Raw genomic sequence first — 19,608 nt, forward strand, 5'->3', positions numbered from 1 at the left:
TTGAATTGCCTTGGTAAAAGTTACAACTTCATCGTCACTTTTGCCAATTTGAATTCATTTAACAGCTTAGATCTCAGTTTAAACAAATTAAAAAATAGTTGCTAACGAGCGCAGATAATGCAGTGAAAAATGCCAAAATTTGTGGCAGTGTTTCTTTTTGTAAACTCTGGGAACAAAAACGCATTCAGCAGCTTCTACGCATCTCCTTAACACCCAAAATCATTAGGAGAGGTAAAAAAATCTGCAAAATCTTTAACTACGCATGTAAACCTACATTTGTCAACATCGCTAGTTTTGTATAGAGCTTTTCAGAATTTGCTTATTTTATTAAGAGATGTAAGTTTCCACAATAATTCTGACATAACATGACAATATTTTTTGCTGAATTTGCTATGAATTAGTCAACCCATTGGTCCTCAGTAAGCGAATTCAATGAATGAAATACGGCAAATTAGACAGTATGACAGCAAATTCTTGATTTAAGATAGCTTGCCCAAGGAAATAAAATTTCGCTCTTAAGAGAGTTGTACACTTTACTAACAAGTAGCCAAAAGCCTTAATTGGCTAATTGAAGTTTGTTGTGGAATCACCTGAAAAGGTAGCTTTATGCCCTTAGAAAAAATTGTGTTTGCCGCGCTTCCATTATTAACTTTTAACGTCATGCCCTTAGCGGCGATGCCGCAATCTGTAGTACAAGGAATACCACAGCCAGCGGTAAGTTCAACATCATCACAAATCGAACTGCTGCAAGCCGCAGCGAATGCGTGGCGCGGCAAATTATCGGTAGATACAATTAGCGGCGGTCATGCACGGGCAATCTATACAGTAGGATTTAGCCCAAATGGACAAGTTCTAGCAAGTGGTAGTGGCGATCGCACTGTAAAAGTGTGGAACTTGGGTGCAAAAAAGCTACTATACACTTTATCAGGACACAAAGACTGGATTAGTTCAGTCGCGTTTACTCCGAATAGTCAGATATTAGCAAGCGCCAGTGGCGATAAAACAATTAAACTGTGGGATCTCAAAACGGGTAAAAACATCCGTACACTCGCTGGACACAAAGATTGGGTGAGTTCGATCGCATTTAGTCCCAACGGTGAGATTTTAGTGAGTGGAAGTGGCGATCGCACAATCAAAATCTGGCACGTACGCACAGGACAACTTTTACGCACAATTGCCGATCAAGGAGGTGTGGCGGCGATCGCGATTAGTCCTAACGGGCAAATGATCGCCAGTGGTAATTACCGCCAAAGAGCAAACGTTTGGGAGATGCGAACAGGGAAGTTGCTGCACTCGCTTAAAGGACACGCACGACCAGTCTATACAGTTGCCTTTAGCCCTGATAGTAAAACGCTCGCAAGTGGCAGTAATATCGGAGAAGTCAAACTTTGGAATACGAGTAACGGCGAACTCCGCCGCACGATCGCCGCACACAAAAAAGAAGTCACAGCAATTAGTTTTAGTAGTGATGGCGAAACGTTTGCAACTGCTAGCGAAGACCGAGTGATTAGACTGTGGAATATTGACAACGGAGAAGTTGTCCGTAATCTTGCGGATCATTCTCAAGGAATCACGTGTGTCGCGTTTAGTCAAAATGGTCTAAATTTTGCCACTGGTAGTAAAGACCGAACAATCAAGATTTGGCGCGTTTCTCCTTCTTCTGTACCAGTTAGTTAAAGTAGAAAATTTTTGCGGCGACTTGTGCCTAAACATGGTAAAGATTTTAGGTAGATCGTAAGTACAATTTTTTACCTTTATCTAACCTATCAGGTCTGCAATGGCGATCAATTATCAATCGGATACTTTAGCTGGTGCTACTCCAAATAGCAACACCAGTCCAATATATAGCAACAACTTCGACAATGCGCAGACAGATTTAAGTACGCTGTCTCCACTACAGCAGCATTCTTCGCTGCAAGCAGCAGCAAGTGGTCCAGAAATTGATATTCAAAACCTCGATAACGTACCCTACAGCGATCGCCTTGTCTTCAGTCGCATTGGTAGCCTGAATAATCCGCCTGATAACGGAGTTCATGACACGGTTACGCTGCGAACTAAAAACTTAGGAACTAGCCCGTTAAGAATCACAGGCGTGCCTATTACAGGTCCGTGGGAATTGCTTAATAATATTAACACTCCCGTAACGATTGTCCCTGGAGGACAGCTTGATTTACGCATCCGCTTTAAAGCAACGAGTGGCAGCATTCATAATGGTACGTTAACGATTAAATCTAATGACGCTGACGAGGCGAACAAAGTCGTTCAGCTTTCCGGTTTCTGGCAATCGGTATCCGAAGGTAATCAAGAACCCAGTTTAAACGAAATTCTCCAAGTTTTCGGCTATCAAACAAAAATTACTGGTCCTGGACAAAAACTCAATCAAAGTGGTTTAGTGCAAGCAGTCGGTGACGAAGTGCTTTCAGCTTACTGGCAAAAAGCAAATGCTTCACAACCAGTAAGCGTAAAGCAATTGGCTGCTTACCATACGCAAGGAAAAACCGCAACAATTTTCTGGCATAGCAAAGGTAGCAACGCCACGAAAGTTGTTTTTACTCATGCAGGAGTTGACGGACAAACGCTACTCCCACGCAGACAAAATTTATCGCAACTTGCACAAGGTTTGTTTAATCCGAATGGAACCTTTGGCTTTAAAATCGATCAAGAGTGGAGCGATCCGACAAAAAATAATCAATTGATCGATCAACAAAAAGGTAGTCCTGGACCGAGTGGACATCACGTGCGCTTTTGGGTAGCGAGAAATCGCCAAGGGCAAATCATCCCCAACACTTGGATCGTCGCGATGGATTACTCTGGAATCAACTACGATTATCAAGACAACGTTTATTTAGTCAGTAACATCAAGCCAGAAACACGTTCGACACTGTATCGCATAGATGTAGGCAGTAACGTTTCTTACACCGATAGTACAGGTAAAGTATGGACTTCTGATACCGGCAAAGGATGGTTCTCACCAACCAACGCACAAGCTGAGAACGCTGGTAATGTTGCAGTTGCCAACACAACGAATGATAAACTTTACCAAACCTATCGCGGAAAAATTACGAATACAACGCCTCTAGCATCGCGGATCGTTAACTTTAACCTGCCAATTAACATTTCAGGAAACCTCGAAGTGCGATTGCATTTTGCTGAAACATATTGGGGCGCGCCTGGTAAAGGTCCTGGCGGTGTTGGTAGACGCGTCTTTGACGTTTTAGCTGAGAATAAACTTGTGATGAATAACTACGACATCACAAAAGCGGCTGGTGGTGCTTTAAACGCAACAATGATATCAATTAGAAATGTACAAGTGACCGACGGTAAGCTGAACCTAACTTTTAAGGCAGAAAAAGACTTTCCTTTAATTTCTGCCATTGAAGTTTTACGAGGTTAATCGAGAGTTATCCCCGAATTACTCATGGAGAAGCCCTATCAGCAAGTTCCCATTCTAGAATGTCATGAACCACTCGTTTTGATTCCTCTAGAATTTGCGGTGGTTTCTCCGCATCCTTATCAACAATTGGGTGCAGTTTATGGCGATCGCGCGCCGTATTATTTACGTCAAGGTGTCGTATCAGCTTTACGCGCCGCCCAAACTCACCTGCAAAAACAGTATCCTGCGTGGCGGTTACTTATTTTTGATGCGTATCGCCCTGTCGCTGTGCAGCAATTTATGGTAGATTACACGTTTGAGCAAGTTGTGCGTACTGCCGGATTGCAAGTTGATAGGTTATCCGCAACTCAGCGTCAGAAAATTTGGGAACAAGTTTATCAGCTTTGGGCAGTACCGAGTTTGGACGATCGCTACCCGCCACCACATAGTACGGGCGCTGCTATCGATTTAACACTTATCGATGAAACTGGTGAGACGGTTGATATGGGTTCTGCGATTGATGAATTATCGCCGCGATCGCACCCTGATTACTATGCCAATAGCACTGATCCTGCGGCACAAAAATATCACCTCCATCGCCAAGTATTATTTGAAGCAATGCATTCGGCTGGCTTTCAGCGTCATCTTAGTGAATGGTGGCATTTTTCCCTGGGAGATCAATTGTGGGCGTATTTAACTAATCAAGCTAGTCCTAATAATCCTGTGGTTGCGCGTTACGGTCGTGTGAGTTAAAAAACAGTGAGTAAAGTTTTATTGTTTTTTCAAGATTTAATTCCAATTACGGCAGGTTTGTTTTTATTTAAATTATCTTTTGAAATGAACCACATAGGCGTAGCCTTCCCCTAGGGTAGGACACAAAGTACGCAAAGAGAAGATATAGAAAGAGATTTTTGAAAAACAATTTTTATTACTCAAGGTAAATGAGTCTTAATTCAAAAACTTCAGAGGTAGGAAATTTGCGTCCTACTACTAAAAACTCATATATTTGTTGTGGCCAATCTGGCGCAGAATCCATGCCATTGCGAAAATCAGAATTTTGTTCTAGTTCTCTTAGAGTTGCTTTGAGGTGATAAATAGCTTCTTCCTGAGTACTTCCTGATGCTTGTATTCCTGCCTCTAAACATAAAGCAATATAAGAATTGTTGTTTCTTTTGATGATAACTGTATAAAGATTAATCATATTTTTGATAAAATACTCATTTGCTTAAAAAACAAACTATAGCAATCGTATGTTCGCGAGTATTTCTCTTAATCTCTTTCCTCTGTGTTCTCTGTGCCTCTGTGGTTTGTTCTTAATGCTATTATCCCAAAAAAACTAAAGATGTCTACAAAGATTTATGAGTCAAGATACTAGAAACAAGTCGCATTTACAAATTGTGCCGCGATCGCCAATCTTATCGAGTTTAGATGTATCGGATTTGCTACGCGTTGAACAACATCGTCAACCTGCAAAGGAATCTTCAGAGTGTTGTCTTCCTCATTATCTGTTGAGTATTCATCTTGGACAACCAATTCAACTAGAACGAAATGCAGAAGGGCAACGTCGTAGCGTACATTTGACGCCAGGTGACATTATGCTTACGCCGCCCGATCTTCATCGTAAATTGTCTTGGAATACTGATGCAGAATTCTTGTTGCTTCGCCTTGAACCAAATATCTTTGTCTCTGCTGTAAATGAAACTGTCGAGTCAGAAAACATCGAAATGATACCGCACATAAAAATTCGCGATCCACTGTTGCAACAAATTGGTTTGGCACTCAAAGCAGAACTAAAAACAAAGCAACTCGATCGCCTTTATGCTGAATCAATGGCAAATGCATTAGCGGTTCATGTGTTACGGCGCTACTCAACACGTAAGCCAATAATTCGCGCTTATGGTGGTTTGCCTAACCACAAACTACAACAAGCAATTGACTACATTCAAACTCATTTAGCAGAAGATATTTCACTCAAAGCGATCGCATCTGAACTTGGCATAAGCCAGTATCACTTTGCGCGATTATTTAAACAGTCTACAGGATATTCTCCTTATCAATACCTGATTAAGTGCCGCATTGAACGCGCGCAAGAATTGCTGAAACAGACTCAGCAGATTGCCCATGTTGCTTTACAAGTTGGATTCGCGAGTCAAAGTCAATTTGGCAGACACTTCAAGCGCCTCACGGGAGTCACGCCGAAACAATTTTTATAGCAAGAATCTACTAAAATCGCAAAAAACGACTATACAGTCGCATTGCAAGCTTTGTAGCCTTAATCAAACACGTATCAAGAAGGTTAAGCAGTTATGCTAAGTCTATTTATGCGTAAGTTTGGTATAACAATCGCAGCGATCGCGCTGTTAATGCTGAGTGTTCTCACCGCAATGCCAAAGCTAGCACAAGCTGATACCGCGATTCCTCTAGACACTACTAACGAAGTTGTTAACGTCATCACAGTTTATCCCACAACTTCAAATCAAGCTAAAGTTCTCTCAGCAGTTTCCCAAGCCGAACCCTCATTTGCAAAAACTCCTGGCTTTCAAGACTCCGCAATTCTCAAAGCGCAAGATGGTACACAAGTGATTGCACTATCTCAATGGCAAGGAAAAGATTTATCTAGCTTCCAGTCATACGCAAAAGAACACGTACTCAATGTTGCGACACAGACACCTCAATCCTTTGCTTGCCAAGTTCAACATACTGAAACCAGAACAACATCACCAAGCTTCTATCAAGGAGATGTCATCATGTTTAGCCAATTTAAAATGAAGCCAGGCAAAGATCAATCTGAACTCGTAACGATTGTCACTCAAGAGATGCCCAGTGTACTACAAATGATTCCAGGATTGCAGTGGGCAGCGATGTGTCCTAGTACAGATAAATCGACAATTGCATTACTCGCCCGTTGGAATAGTCGCGAAGATTTCAAATCACTCGGTCAACAACCTGGTTTTGATAAAGAAACAAACTACTGGCAAACTTACGCTGATAATGAACACGGTCTTTACGATGTTGTAAAAATTATTCGCTAGGCTTGATACTTCAGCGTGCGATCGCTCAATTCATTTACACCCACCCAGTAACATATTCAACAAATCAATTTGCTACTAGACAAACCCTATCAACCTCCGTGTAATTACAGTTAATTTTCTTGTCAGAGTGTGCGAAGGCACACTTTGTTATTTAGCCCCGACTTCAGTCGGAAGGTGTCTACAATTCATGTAACAAACCTATTCTTTAAAACAAACTAAGCTGCGTAGGCGATTCCCGAACACTATCCCAAGGAAGTGGCGGAACTGCAACACCGTGTTGTACCAACATCTGTTGAAAATATCGCGCATTACCAGGCGATCGCGCTTCTTGCGGACAGTGTACAAAAAAATACACGCGCATACCTTGACGCAACCACGCATCAACAACACTCACCCACTCTTGCAAAAAGCTTTGATTCAACTCCTGCTGCGGATGACTAATAAAACGAATCAAACTAAAAGGTGCAGTGATACTCAATTGCAAAGGTAACTGAGGCTTGCGACGTTCTGAAAGAATCTCTACATCTTCTGGCGTATCATAAATCGGACGCGAATCAAGCAAAACACGCCCAATACCCAACTCTTCTAGTAGACTTGTCAATTGACTTGCATAAGGTTCCGTAAACCAGTCAGGATGGCGCACTTCCAAGGCTAACTCTGCGTTTTCCTGCGACCAAGCACCGAGAAACGCCGTCAAATCTTTCAAACACTCAGGTCCATAGCGCGGCGGTAATTGTGCAAAAATTGGTCCCAAGCGACTTCCCAACCCTCGCATCTGTTCCAAAAAACTCAACGCGCCAGAAATTGAAGGTTCCAACAATCCTTGATGCGTTAACTCGCGAGGTAACTTCAAACAAAACTCAAATCCCGACGGCGTATCCGCCGCCCACCGCGCCACTGTTTCCTGATCAGGCGTAGCATAAAAAGTCGTATTCCCTTCAACCGTCGTCAACCGCCGACTATAAAGCCTCAAAAACTCACTCGCCCGACTCCCCGCCGGATAAAAATCACCAACCCAACCCTTATACGACCACACCGCGCACCCAATCCGAAACATACCCCGCTTCTCCTGCCAAGTACGGGCAAGGCACTGCCTTGCCCCTACAACCGCACTGCCTTGCCCCTAATGCCCCTTTACCTCTGCGCTAACTGCGGTATCCGTCCCCGCAACCCAATCATTAACTGCAACGCATAAACCCTAAACATCGGAATCCGCCGCAGCATCCACAAACCCAACCGCCGCATCACCACCAACGGCAACCAATTGTTAGAAAACATCCGATCCAACAAATCAGTAAAACCCAAAATTGTTAAATTTTCCCGCTTGCGCCAACGTTCGTACTGCTGTAATATCTGAATACTACCGATATCATTGCTATTCTCGTGCGCATTTTGCAACACCTGCGCTAAAGCCGCCGCATCACGCACACCCAAGTTTAGCCCTTGACCACCCACAGGATGACAGCAGTGCGCCGCATCACCAATCAAAGCAAGTCGCGGTAATACATAGCGATCGCTCTGCATCAACTGTACCGGAAACATAAAGCGATCGCCTTCAAGTTCGAGTTTCCCCATCTGATCGCCGTAGCGACGTTGCAACTCCTGCAAAAACTGCGCGTCATCCAAAGCAAGTAAAGCCTTTGCTTCTTCATGCGGTGCTGTCCACACAATCCGACAGCGATTCCCTGGTAAGGGTAAAATCGCAAATGGACCACTCGCCCAAAACCGCTCATAAGCGGTATCATTATGAGCCTTTTCTGGTTTCACAAAGGCAACAATACAAGATTGCCAGTATTGCCAACCACGAGTTTTGATACCGGCGGCGTTACGAATGCGCGATCGCGCCCCATCAGCGGCGACAAGTAATCGCGTGTGGATCGTCTGCAATTTCCCATCACTAACAACTGAAATCTCGACAAAATCTGGTTTATACTCTGTCTCGACAACTTCTACCGGACACAAATAAGTGACGTTAGCGCATTCCTGCATAAACTCCTGCAAAGGTGCTAGCAGCGCTTGGTGTTCCGCGACATACCCGATGACATCTGTGCCTAAATCTGTTGTTTGAAATTCAACGACACCAGGGTAATCTGCATCAGAAAGCCGTACTCGGTGATAATATGCAATGTTGGGTAACATCTTATCCCAGACACCAATTCCCTGAAAAATTCGTGCTGCAAGTTGGTGAACTGCATAAGCTTGTCCTTTCGCCGCTGCGACAGAATGCTGTTTGGCTTCAATCACCGCGACGCGCAATCCAGAGTCTTTCAGCGCACACGCCAGCGTCAGCCCCACAATACCACCACCGACGATCGCCAAGTCATAGTCACAGTCCAACTGAGGACAAACCGCTTGTTCCAACTGCTCCAGCACCATTGTATAACTAGCTAACACATCGTTTACTTTTCTTAATTGTTACGCGATCAGGCTGCGGTAATCAAGGTATATTTGCTTAAATGCTCAATGCCATTAACTCATCTGCCATCTCAAAGTTAGCTGTAACGTTTTGCACGTCATCGAGAGATTCCAGCGTATCAATTAATTTCAGTAGCGATCGCGCTTGTTCCGAATCACTGACTTCGACACTATTACTAGGAATCCAGCGTAACTCCACGTCACTAACAACAAAACCTTCATTCTTCAGATGTTGACTGAGGTTTTCCAAATTACCTACGTTTGTAAAAACTTCAGCCATACCATCTGCAAGTTCATACGCGTCAGCGCCGCCTTCTAATGATGCTTCTAACAGCTTCTCTTCATCAACTCTACCAGAAAGGATCGCTAGCCCTTTCTGGGCAAACATCCAACTGACACAACCTGTCTCACCGAGATTACCACCATTTTTACTAAACGCGGCTCTCAAATCAGCAGCGGTACGATTGCGGTTATCAGTCAATGCTTCGATCAGAATCGCGACACCGCCCGATCCATAACCTTCGTAGCGAATCTCCTCAAGCTGGGCAGAGTCATCTGCGTAAGTTCCTGCACCTTTAGCGATCGCGCGATCGATATTTTCATTTGGTATTCCAGCAGCTTTTGCTTTTTCAATCGCTGTTCGTAGCTGAAAATTACCCGCTGGATCAGGTACGCCATTTCTTGCTGCTACAATAATAGCCCGCGATAACTGCGTAAACGTTTTTCCTTTAACTGCATCTACACGCGCCTTTTGTCGCTTAATATTTGCCCATTTACTATGTCCCGCCATAACGTAAAAGAATCTTCACAACCTAGTTTCAGTTTAAACATTGACAACTGATTTGTGGCAATGTAGAGCTAAACTTTATCCCTTACCTCCTGTAAAAGTCACTCCTCGAATAAAATATCGATTAAAAAAGACATAAATCAACAAAGCTGGCAAAGTAAACATCATCGATGCTGCCATAATATAATTCCAATAGCTAATATATTGTCCTTTAAATGTATTTAAACCTAATGGTAAAGTGAACATTTCAGTTTCTGATAAAATCAGCAATGGAGTTAAGAAATTATTCCACGAACCCATAAAAATAAAAATAGCTTGTGCCGCTAATGCTGGTTTAGCTAATGGCAACACAATTTGAAAGAAAGTTTCTAAATACCCTAGCCCGTCTAGCGCTGCTGCTTCTTCTAATTCTTTGGGAAAATTAATAAAAAACTGCCGCATCATAAAAATAAAAGTTGCGTTGACAATGCTAGGAACAATGAGTCCTTGATAGGAATTCAGCCAGCCTAAAGATTTCAAAATCAAAAAAGTAGGAATCAGAGTTACTTGTCCAGGAACCATCAAAACTGCTAAGATTAAAAAAAAGAATAGTTGATTTCCAGGAAAACGAATTCGAGCCAAAGCATAGCCCGCCATTGAGTTAAAAATTAAATTACCTAGCGTTACACACACAGCAACAAATATACTATTAAATAACCATCTGCCAAAAAGCGGTTCTTGTATAAAAATCTGTTGGTAGTTCTCTAACGTGAACTGTTGCGGAATAAAACCATCTGCGCCTGATACAATTTCTGATAGCGGTTTAAACGAAGCAGACAACGCCCAAGCAAAAGGCACAAACGTTAAAATCGCATACAATATTAAGATGACATACAAAACAGGTGTAAGCCAGGAAGCTTTTTCGAGCATCGCCAATCCTTTTTCAATTAAAATTTTCTTCTTGAATCCACATCCGCTGAATTAAAGTCACAATCATAATCATAAGTGCTAACATGAGTGCAAGCGCTGCTGCATAACCCATGTCAAGATTTTTAAAAGCATATTGATAAATTAATAATACAACTGTCAAAGTAGAGTTATTAGGACCTCCCGAACCTCGCGAGAAAATGTAAGATTGATCGAATAATTGAAAAGTTCCAATTATTCCCATGACAATAATAAAAAAAGTGACGGGTTGTAAAAAAGGTAAAGTAATATAGATAAACTTATCCCACGCGCTTGCGCCATCTAACGTTGCTGCTTCGTAGAGAGTTTCTGGAATATCTTGCATTGCTGCTAAATAAATTACCATAAAAAGAGGCGCAGTCGCCCAAATATTCATCAACATAATTGCTTTGAGTGCAACACTAGGATCGCCTAGCCAGTTATACGTAGGTAAACCTAAAACAGCAAGAAAGCGATTGAGTAACCCATTAGAGTTACAAATCCACATAAAAATAAGTGTTAAAACAGCCGATGAAGTGACTGTCGGTAGAAAGAACAGAACTCTAAAAAAGTTTCTACCTTTAATTTGTGTGTTGAGAACTAACGCTAAAGTTAAAGCAAGCAAAGTTTGTGTAGGGACTACGATCGCTACATATTCTACTGTATTTTTTAAAGCAATCCTGACACGTTCATCACTAAACATTCGCCAAAAATTACGCCAACCTCTAAAGGTATAACTAACATCTCCTAAGGGTTGAACTTTGTAAAATGATAGAATAATTGCTAAAAAGATTGGTAAAAGTAAGAAAATTCCCATAATGAAGAAAGTAGGAGCCATAAATATATATCCACTAATAGCCTCGTTATTAATATGTAGATGTTGCTTTTTTTTAGAGAGAACAGCCATATAATTTAAAATTAAAGATTAGGTTTTCTAAAATCGAGTTACAAAAATAAATGGAGAGATTTGTTAGTAAGTTGAACAAAAGATCAAGTGATAAAAACCTGTCAAAAAGTGGGAAGAATAATCGTTAAAGTCTGATGCTTGAACTTCTCAACTCCAGGTTTAAAGCCATACAATTGTTGAGGAGGGCGATGAATCAAAAACAGGAAAACGTCACAACGGCTCAAAGTTGAGCCAAAATCAAAACAGAGTAGTCGTTACATAAAAAGCTGGTTGAAATTAGACAGGTATGCATGTGAAATCATGGTTGATGCGCCTTAGTACTCATATATTAGCGATCGCGCTGGGAGTTATTCTGACATTTAGCACTTTGCGAGTGTTACCGTGTCAAGCAGCATCTATCGCTGAAAATAACACTAGTATTGCGCAAGCTAAAGCCCCAATAACCTCAAATAGCTTTGTCACCGCCGCAGTCAATCGCGTTGGACCTGCTGTAGTACGCATTGATACCGAGCGTACAGTAACGCGTCGGGTTCCTGAACCATTTCTAGAAGATCCTTTCTTTCGCCGCTTCTTTGGCGACGGCTTTTCGCAACAAATGCCCCCAGAAACTTTACGCGGATTGGGTTCTGGCGTAATCATCGATCCCAGCGGTGAAATTCTTACCAACGCCCACGTTGTCAATCAAGCGGATCGCGTTACCGTACAACTGAAAGATGGACGCACGTTTGAAGGTACAGTTCAAGGTGTCGATGAAGTAACCGATTTAGCCGTCGTTAAGATCGATGCTGGCGGTGATGTGCCAGTTGCACCCTTAGGCGATTCGAGTACAGTACAAGTCGGTGATTGGGCGATCGCTGTTGGTAATCCTTTGGGATTAGATAATACAGTTACCCTCGGAATCGTCAGCACATTAAAACGTTCGAGTCGCGAAGTTGGCATTCTCGATAAACGCCTAGAATTTATTCAAACCGACGCAGCGATCAACCCTGGTAACTCTGGAGGACCATTATTAAACGATCGCGGTGAGGTCATTGGAATTAATACCGCCATCCGTGCAGATGCAATGGGAATTGGTTTTGCGATTCCGATTGACAAAGCCAAAACAATTAAAGACAAGTTGATGCGCGGCGAAAAAATCGCTCATCCTTATTTAGGCGTGCAAATGGTAACACTTACCCCACAGCTAGCGAAACAAAATAACAGCGATCCAAATTCACCGCTTGACGTACCAGAAATGAACGGCGTACTTGTCGTGCGAGTCATCCCGAACTCTCCCGCCGCCGCCGGAGGAATGCGTCGCGGAGATGTAATTGTACAAGTTGACCGTCAACCTGTATCTACAGCCGAGCAACTGCAAAATATCGTAGATAATAGCGAAGTCGGTCAAACCTTACAAATCAAAGTTCAGCGCGGTAAACAAACGCAACAACTATCAGTACGCACTGGCGAACTAGAAAACAACTACTAGTGATAACGAGGACTTACCTGTAGCGTAAGTCCTACCACATCATTAAACTCCGTCCCCCAGAATGGGGGATGTAGGGGGCTAATACCATTGACTACGGGCAAGGCACTGCTTTGCCCCTCTGACCTCTGCTACCCAGATGTCGCAAATTTAAAGTGAAATGGTATAACTATACTATTCGCTACAAAGTCAGTAACAATTCCTTAATCTTCTCACCTTGTTTTTGCTTAAACTGCTCAGGAAACTGTAACTCAATTGTCAATGCTAAGTCAGACTCGCTGTCGTTAGGACAAACCTCTACATGAGCAATTTGAGCTAATAGACGATTGGAAGCGCTGTTATTATCAACAAGTAAACCCACAAGTGGCTTTTCTTGCTTCATCTTTGTAATATCCTGCTCTTGTAGCTGTTTTTCAGAAGACGTAGCATTACCATCAAGCTCAAGCCTTAAACTACTCGCTCCGATTTCAGTCGCTTCTCCCGCATAAAATTGTCCTTCCCAGTAAATTTGTGCTGTCGTTTGAACGCGTTTGCGTACTTGTTTGACACTACGCTCTGGCTTAAAGTCGCGGAATGAACGTGTTAAGCTTGTAGCCAGAAACTTAAATGACTGAAACGGTCGATCGACGATTTCGCGCTTTTGTCCGTACCACTCTTTCACATCTGAATAGAGAGCCAATACTAAATTATCTAACTGCGCGCGAGTCGGATTAATAAAATCAACGACGACATGAATTTGAGTATCATTAATCGGCGTCCAGCGGACAATTCTACCATTGAGAAATGCGCGCGCGCCGTAATCGCCAATAATTTCGACTTCAACTTCATCAGGCAAGTTAGCCCACGAATCGAGCGCAATCAGCGCGCCCGTTTCTGAAATATTCACCGTAATTCCTGGAACGCTTTGATTTGCGCTATAAATTACTGCACCAAGATGGCGCTGCAAACGGTGTGCAGTACGTAATTGCGGCTGTTCAAAAGCAACAAGGCAAGCAGCTACTAATAATATCAAGTTAAAAACGCACCACAGCGCGTTGACTAAAACCGCCTCGCTATCTTCGGGACGCAGTAATAACCAGAAAGGAACCGCAAGCAGTGAGGTGACAACCAGCGCAGTTACAATTAACAGTGGGCGTACCGATTGCCAATCAAAAGTGCGCTTATCGACAGTTTGTCCTTTATCCGTAACGTTGAAAGAACCAAGCTTCGGGTTAATGAGTGCTAAAAACGTGACAATTCCTGCTTGGTACGCCATGACGAACTCAAAAATTTCGTTCCAGAACGAAAAGCGGACGTGTTTGTAAGTTATGTGGTTGGTGTTTAAAGCTAAAAGAATGTGTGGTAAAGCATACGCAAGGGTTTCCAAACCTAAACCGCGAATCGGGTTAATGCTAAACAGTAAAAATAGCGTAGGAGCGATCGCATACATCAATCGCGGAAACCCATAGAAAAAGTGCGATGTTGCCGAAAAATAACAAATTCGTTGCGGTAGCGTCAGCTTCAACTTCGGGTTGAACATCGGGTTTTCGATTCGCAGGATCTGCGCCATGCCTCTTGCCCAACGCACTTGTTGACCAACATACGCCGCGAACTTCTCTGGCGCTAAGCCCGCAACCATAATTTTGTCGTAGTAAACCGTCTCGTACCCCAAAGAATGCAAGCGCAATGATGTATGACAATCTTCAGTAACAGTTTCTACCGCAATACCACCAATTTGCATGACGTGTTCTTTGCGAATCACCGCCGCCGAACCGCAGAAAAAGGCAGCATTCCAGAAATCATTACCCTTTTGCAATACCTTATAAAACAGTTCATTACCTACTGGAACTTTGCCCTTCGTCATCAAGTTACGTTCAAACGGATCGGGGTTATAAAACCAGTGCGGTGTTTGTACTAAAGAGACTTTCGGATTGTAAAAAAAGCCTACCGTGTTTTGCAGAATATCTCGCGTCGGAATGTGGTCGCAGTCTAAAATTAAGACTAAATCGCCTTGAGTACGGCGAAACGCAGTATTAATGTTTCCTGCCTTTGCATGATCGTTGTTTTCGCGCGTTAGCAATGTACAACCGATTTCATCGCACATTTGGCGTAACTCTGCTCTCCGCTCAGGGAATTTACGACCATCATCGAGAATATAGACACGTTTTTTATCTGCTGGATAGTCAGTCGCTAATGCACCAAGCGCGGTTTTACGGACAATTTCTATACTTTCGTTGTAAGTAGGAATATAAATATCAACTGTAAACCACTGCTCTTGGGGAATTGTCTTCAAGTCTACAGGTTTACGGTCTTTAATCTTCAGCGTTTGAAAATAGGCAAGTATAAGGGTAAAAACTGCGTATAACTCGGCTCCATAAAGTAGTACGCAACTAATGCCATTAATCCAGTTGTTAAAGTTGAGCGTGTAAGAAGTTCGGTAGTAAAGATAGCGTAGCGTTGTCACGAGACTAAGCCACACCATGAACAAGTGCAAGTATTCGCTGCGCGATTTTGAGGGATTGTTTTGCTCGGCGCGAACGATAATTTGACCGATCGCAATTAAAAATACCGTCACAACACCTTGCTGCCAAACTTGTAACGGCGTTGTAATCAACGGTACTGATAGCAGCAAAAGCGGTAAGATGAGCCACTTGAGATGACGGATTTCTAATTTTTCCAGCGCTCGATCAAAACGTTGCGGCAGATCCTCAACCAGCCAATTTGCAAGTGAAATACTAAATAAAGCCATAGCTCTACTTCTTATCCTCCACAGTAGCCCGCTTGAGATACGTTTGCGTGATGCCATAAAGCACTACCGCGATACCCAAAATTCCCAAGGGTAATAAGTACCAATGTTCTTGTAGTAAACGCGATGCTTTACTCAGCAAACTTGCATTTTCAATGCGCCGCTGTGGCGAACTTTGGAGAAACTTGAGTTCGTAGCCCTCAGGATCGTACGCCGCAGGATCTTGCTGATTGCTGGAAATCAGTACGGTATCTTTTTGCAGTTGGAAAAACCAAGGATCTTTATCGAGAATCTGACGAACTCGTTCTAAGCCGGTTTCGGTTTGCGCGCTGAGCGCCAAAACAACGCGATCGCGATTCCAAGGTGAAACGATTGATTTAATTACCCCATCTTCATCAGGTAACGCTTGTACGGTTCCACCACCCCAAGCACGAGAAAAGACATCGCTCAGGAAAAAGCCACCTGCTTGAAACACTTCCGGAAAAGGAAACTCCTGGCGCGTACCAATTCCCACCAAATGATACTTGCCCTGATCTTGGCTAGGAAAAGTCCCTGCGGTATAAACCTGCAATGCTACCGACTCGGCTTGACTCAACCGCCCCATGCGTTCGCTAAATTCCAACATCGTTAGCAAATCGGTTTCTGAAGGCGTGTCGGGTAAAACAATCGCCGTACTCGAAAGATCCTGCGGTGCGGTGAAAGGATAACCAGCTTGCAGAAGTTTCAAGTCAGGAATTTGTACCGATGTTTCGCGATTGAGGTGAAAGCTTGTATCTGCATGGACTGTCCCAGAAAGTTGTTGATCGGCAACAATTCCACTACACTTATCCGGTGGTTCTTTAGAGTGCAAGCGAAATGCAACTTGAATTTTCGATGTGGGTGTAATCAGATTTTCTGGTAAGTTGATATTGAGTGTTTTTCTCACTTCTCCCTGTTCTGAAGTCAGACGTTCTCCACCGATAAACACGCCATCGAGTAAAACTTCTACCGCTGAAGTTCGTGGATTAACTTGCGGACCGTAGCTGTAACGCAAAGTCATCGAATTACCGCGATTAAAGCGATCGCTCGGCAACGCGCGGAAGTCAAATTCAATTGGTGGCGCAGCGGAACCGCGAACCGTCACATCTTCAAACGGTTGATTGTTACTTGTTGCTAAATCTTTGAGTTCAAACGAATCGCGCTCAGGAAGATAACGCGGCCATTGACGCAACCCTGGTGTAGGCGCTTCAGTTAACTGGGAAACGATCATTCCCTGTCCGGTGGCAAGTTTCCGGTTTTGCGACTGTACAAGTGCTTGCACCGCTTTTGTCACACCTTCAGTCCCATTACCAGTTGCAACAAGCACAGGAACACCGCTATCTTGAGTTGTTGTCACCATCACAACACCCACATCTTCAGGAAGCGGATCTTGATTGCCATCAAGAACTTGATTGCCAGCGATCGCAAACGGTAGATCGAGGTTTCTTAGCGCTGGTTGTTCTTCGGGCGTGCCAATAATAACTAGTCGCTGTCCTTCTACCGCGTCAATGCTTTCGACTAAACTCGTATCAATCGGGCGAAACTCAGCAAATCTACCCAAAGACGTTTGAAAACGAGCCGCTGCGGTTAGCCACGTCTCGCTCATTTGTTGCGGTAGCAAATACGCAATTTGATTTGAATCAAGACTGAGTTCGTCGAAGAAAGGATAAGGATAACGACTTAAATTAATCGGAACGGGCTGAGGAGTATAGTTAAAGATTAATTTGGAATCGGGCAAAATCTCCGTCCACAGTGTTTGGTCATTCGGTTCGCTACACGTTGCGGAATTATGCTGCTGCGCCACCATTGTTAACTCATTGAAGTTCTGAATCAAATTTGGTGGAATGTCAAACAGCACGCTACCGATTTGTGATTGCTTGCGATTTAAGGGAACGCTACCAACACTCGTACCATTCACTCGTAGTGTCAAATTCGAGCGATTTGCAAACAACGCTGGTGAATGTTGAAAGCGAATTAAAGCTTTAACTGATTGCACCTGCCAACCACGCGGGCGAGTAAACCCCAATCGTCCTTCAGAGTAAATACCTTGTAAACGAAAGCGATTGCCAACAACCGGACTGCGATTGAACTCCAAAACATATTGACTGGGAGGTGCAGTATTTTCGGTAACTGGAATCGGTGTCGCAGGATTAGATCTTGGTGCTTGACGCGGGCGAGGAGTTGCAGCGGGTGCAGGTGGTTGAGATCGCGTAACTTGTCGTGTAGCTGCTGGTGCTGGTGTTGTTGCACGAGGTGCAGGCTTTGGCGATCGCGGTTGTGCAGATTTTGCTGGTGCTGGAGTAGCGCGTTGCGGTCGATAAACTGGCGGTCTTGCGGGTGCTTTAGGCAACGCGTATTCTTGAATTAACTGCTGTTCTGCTTGCCGCAGCGTGCTTTCGCTTTGAGCTTGCGTTAAAGTCGTTGTTGAAGCAAGGACGGCGGTACTACAACCTAACACCACTAGCCAAAGAAGCCGTGGTGATACATTGTTGGACGAGTGGAATATTGTTTTAGTTTTGGGGCGAGTCGGTCGATCGCGACGAAAGCTGTGCATGAGCGGTGAGTATTGAGTGCGATACTATTTGGTAGGTTGTAAAAGTTGTGTTAACTCGGTAGGCGGAAGTAACCCCAATCCCACCAGGTTTTGCGTGTAGTAAGCGGAATCCTGCTCCCAAATGCCACCTTGATACTGCGGTAAAAGTTTTTGTTGCAGAATCTCAGTTGCAATTGCTGGCGCAATCAAGCGAAAGGCAGCATAGAGCATGGCATACTGCGACGCTGCCTCGTAATTGACTAACGGATTTCCTTGCAAATCGATTTGTGCTGGAATTCGGTTTGTGGAACGCCACGTTTGTTGAAGAGGCTTGAGGTGATTTTGTAAAAATTGAGTTGCTCGTGGTTCTTGAAACCAAACTGCATCCCAAGCCAAACGCCACCAAACTCGATACGCATTAAAACTGTATTCGGTTCGTAATGAATGCGATACAGGTAGTGCTTGATAGTCACCTGTTTGCGTATCTAGAATGACCCAATCGCTCGGTAAATTCACTCTAGATAATTTGGCAGAATCCTCTAACGCCTGGTAACTGCTATCTACAAGCGATAGCCAATCACGCGCAGGATCAACTTGCGCAAAAATCCGAAATGCGTAAGGTGCAAAGTAAGAAGGATTGAGAATGAGCAGGTGCGATCGCTCTTGAAAGGCAACGGTAGGACCTGGGATGAGATAACGATGTCCTTGCAAAACGGCAACGGTAGACAAGTTCCATAAATCTTGCAGCTTACTTTGTGCTAACTGTAGATAATCAGGACGTTGCCAACGGCGCGATGCAAAAATTAATGCCGTAATCGCATCAATATCGGCATCACTTGCAAAATTGCGATCGCTAATTCCCCAATTTCCTTGCGCATCACGACCCCATTTCCATGCCCATAACTGATCCGTGCGTTTACCAGCCACAGTACGCTGGAGGTTGTTTTCGCTCCAATTGAGCGTACGAGCAAATGTCGTTGGATCGTCCGCAAACACTGCCCGCAGCATGGCATAGGCTTGAGCTTCTGAGGTAGAGCGATCGCTATCTTCCCGATCAATTACTCGCCCATCAGCTTGAATAAACCTTTGCCGATAAGCATTCCAGCTTTCTTGCAATAAATTGTCCAAGTCGATCGCTGTAGCAGAGGTGACAACAGGCGATTGAGATGGCGTCGTTATTGGCGTGCTATGCAGTGGTAACTCGGATTGTTCTACTGACGAACCAGAAAAACAACCGCTTAACCCAATGACAGCAACAATAACAGCAAGTGCAGAACTCAAAGGCAAAAAGCTCGTATTTTGAATCTGACTTTTACCTTGAGCGAGTTGCTGCATCTTACTGATTACCTAAGATATAAATACAAAAAATCGAAAATTATAAATCCTGTTTTGCGTAAAATATTGGCTTGCAATAAAATTGACGATTAAT

At 43.6% G+C, this 19,608-nt stretch carries 15 protein-coding genes; 6 read left to right on the forward strand and 9 right to left on the reverse strand.

Going from position 1 to position 19,608, the window contains the following annotated elements:
- The first annotated feature begins 606 nt into the window (after positions 1-606).
- The 3 genes from GLO7428_RS17320 to GLO7428_RS17330 all read left to right on the forward strand — a co-directional run bounded on the left by GLO7428_RS17320 (position 607) and on the right by GLO7428_RS17330 (position 4,126).
- A complete protein-coding gene (locus tag GLO7428_RS17320; protein WP_015189865.1) occupies positions 607-1,677 on the forward strand; it encodes a WD40 repeat domain-containing protein in 1,071 nt (356 codons plus the stop codon).
- 100 nt (positions 1,678-1,777) lie between these two features.
- The gene (locus tag GLO7428_RS17325; RefSeq protein WP_015189866.1) at positions 1,778-3,394 is read left to right on the forward strand and encodes a malectin domain-containing carbohydrate-binding protein; all 1,617 of its coding nucleotides are present in this window, start codon (positions 1,778-1,780) and stop codon (positions 3,392-3,394) included.
- 24 nt (positions 3,395-3,418) lie between these two features.
- Complete coding sequence (locus GLO7428_RS17330; RefSeq protein ID WP_015189867.1) at positions 3,419-4,126, forward strand: M15 family metallopeptidase; 708 nt, start codon at positions 3,419-3,421, stop codon at positions 4,124-4,126.
- A 175-nt stretch (positions 4,127-4,301) separates the two neighbouring features.
- Here GLO7428_RS17330 and GLO7428_RS17335 read toward each other — a convergent pair whose 3' ends face one another.
- Positions 4,302-4,574 (reverse strand): hypothetical protein, encoded by a 273-nt coding sequence (locus GLO7428_RS17335; RefSeq protein WP_015189868.1) that lies wholly within the window; start codon positions 4,572-4,574, stop codon positions 4,302-4,304.
- Positions 4,575-4,731: 157 nt separating this feature from the next.
- On the opposite strand from GLO7428_RS17335, the gene GLO7428_RS17340 reads away from it, so the two are divergent.
- Positions 4,732-5,586, forward strand: coding sequence for a helix-turn-helix domain-containing protein (locus GLO7428_RS17340; RefSeq protein WP_015189869.1), 855 nt, complete (start codon positions 4,732-4,734; stop codon positions 5,584-5,586).
- Between the two features lie 93 nt (positions 5,587-5,679).
- The gene (locus GLO7428_RS17345; protein WP_015189870.1) at positions 5,680-6,405 is read left to right on the forward strand and encodes a hypothetical protein; all 726 of its coding nucleotides are present in this window, start codon (positions 5,680-5,682) and stop codon (positions 6,403-6,405) included.
- Positions 6,406-6,610: 205 nt separating this feature from the next.
- Here GLO7428_RS17345 and GLO7428_RS17350 read toward each other — a convergent pair whose 3' ends face one another.
- The 5 genes from GLO7428_RS17350 to GLO7428_RS17370 form a co-directional block, all read right to left on the reverse strand.
- Entirely contained in the window at positions 6,611-7,462 is an 852-nt protein-coding gene (locus tag GLO7428_RS17350) for a DUF72 domain-containing protein (protein ID WP_015189871.1), read from the reverse strand.
- A gap of 77 nt (positions 7,463-7,539) precedes the next feature.
- Positions 7,540-8,781: an FAD-dependent hydroxylase gene (locus GLO7428_RS17355; protein ID WP_015189872.1), complete on the reverse strand. Its 1,242-nt coding sequence runs from the start codon at positions 8,779-8,781 to the stop codon at positions 7,540-7,542.
- A gap of 76 nt (positions 8,782-8,857) precedes the next feature.
- On the reverse strand, positions 8,858-9,610 hold the full coding sequence (locus tag GLO7428_RS17360; protein ID WP_015189873.1) for a YebC/PmpR family DNA-binding transcriptional regulator: 753 nt from the start codon (positions 9,608-9,610) through the stop codon (positions 8,858-8,860).
- Between the two features lie 75 nt (positions 9,611-9,685).
- Complete coding sequence (locus tag GLO7428_RS17365) at positions 9,686-10,516, reverse strand: carbohydrate ABC transporter permease (RefSeq protein ID WP_015189874.1); 831 nt, start codon at positions 10,514-10,516, stop codon at positions 9,686-9,688.
- A gap of 13 nt (positions 10,517-10,529) precedes the next feature.
- The gene (locus GLO7428_RS17370; protein WP_155823772.1) at positions 10,530-11,369 is read right to left on the reverse strand and encodes a carbohydrate ABC transporter permease; all 840 of its coding nucleotides are present in this window, start codon (positions 11,367-11,369) and stop codon (positions 10,530-10,532) included.
- Positions 11,370-11,724: 355 nt separating this feature from the next.
- On the opposite strand from GLO7428_RS17370, the gene GLO7428_RS17375 reads away from it, so the two are divergent.
- Positions 11,725-12,906 carry an HhoA/HhoB/HtrA family serine endopeptidase gene (locus GLO7428_RS17375; RefSeq protein WP_015189876.1) on the forward strand — a complete coding sequence of 394 codons (1,182 nt, stop codon included), beginning with the start codon at positions 11,725-11,727 and terminating at the stop codon, positions 12,904-12,906.
- 178 nt (positions 12,907-13,084) lie between these two features.
- Here GLO7428_RS17375 and GLO7428_RS17380 read toward each other — a convergent pair whose 3' ends face one another.
- The 3 genes from GLO7428_RS17380 to GLO7428_RS17390 are packed head-to-tail and all read right to left on the reverse strand — an operon-like array spanning position 13,085 to position 19,514.
- Positions 13,085-15,631, reverse strand: coding sequence for a glycosyltransferase (locus tag GLO7428_RS17380; protein WP_015189877.1), 2,547 nt, complete (start codon positions 15,629-15,631; stop codon positions 13,085-13,087).
- A 4-nt stretch (positions 15,632-15,635) separates the two neighbouring features.
- Positions 15,636-18,200: a cellulose biosynthesis cyclic di-GMP-binding regulatory protein BcsB gene (locus tag GLO7428_RS17385; protein ID WP_015189878.1), complete on the reverse strand. Its 2,565-nt coding sequence runs from the start codon at positions 18,198-18,200 to the stop codon at positions 15,636-15,638.
- A 24-nt stretch (positions 18,201-18,224) separates the two neighbouring features.
- Entirely contained in the window at positions 18,225-19,514 is a 1,290-nt protein-coding gene (locus GLO7428_RS17390; protein WP_015189879.1) for a glycosyl hydrolase family 8, read from the reverse strand.
- Positions 19,515-19,608: the final 94 nt, after the last annotated feature.

This window comes from Gloeocapsa sp. PCC 7428 (genome assembly GCF_000317555.1).
Lineage (GTDB): Bacteria > Cyanobacteriota > Cyanobacteriia > Cyanobacteriales > Chroococcidiopsidaceae > Chroogloeocystis.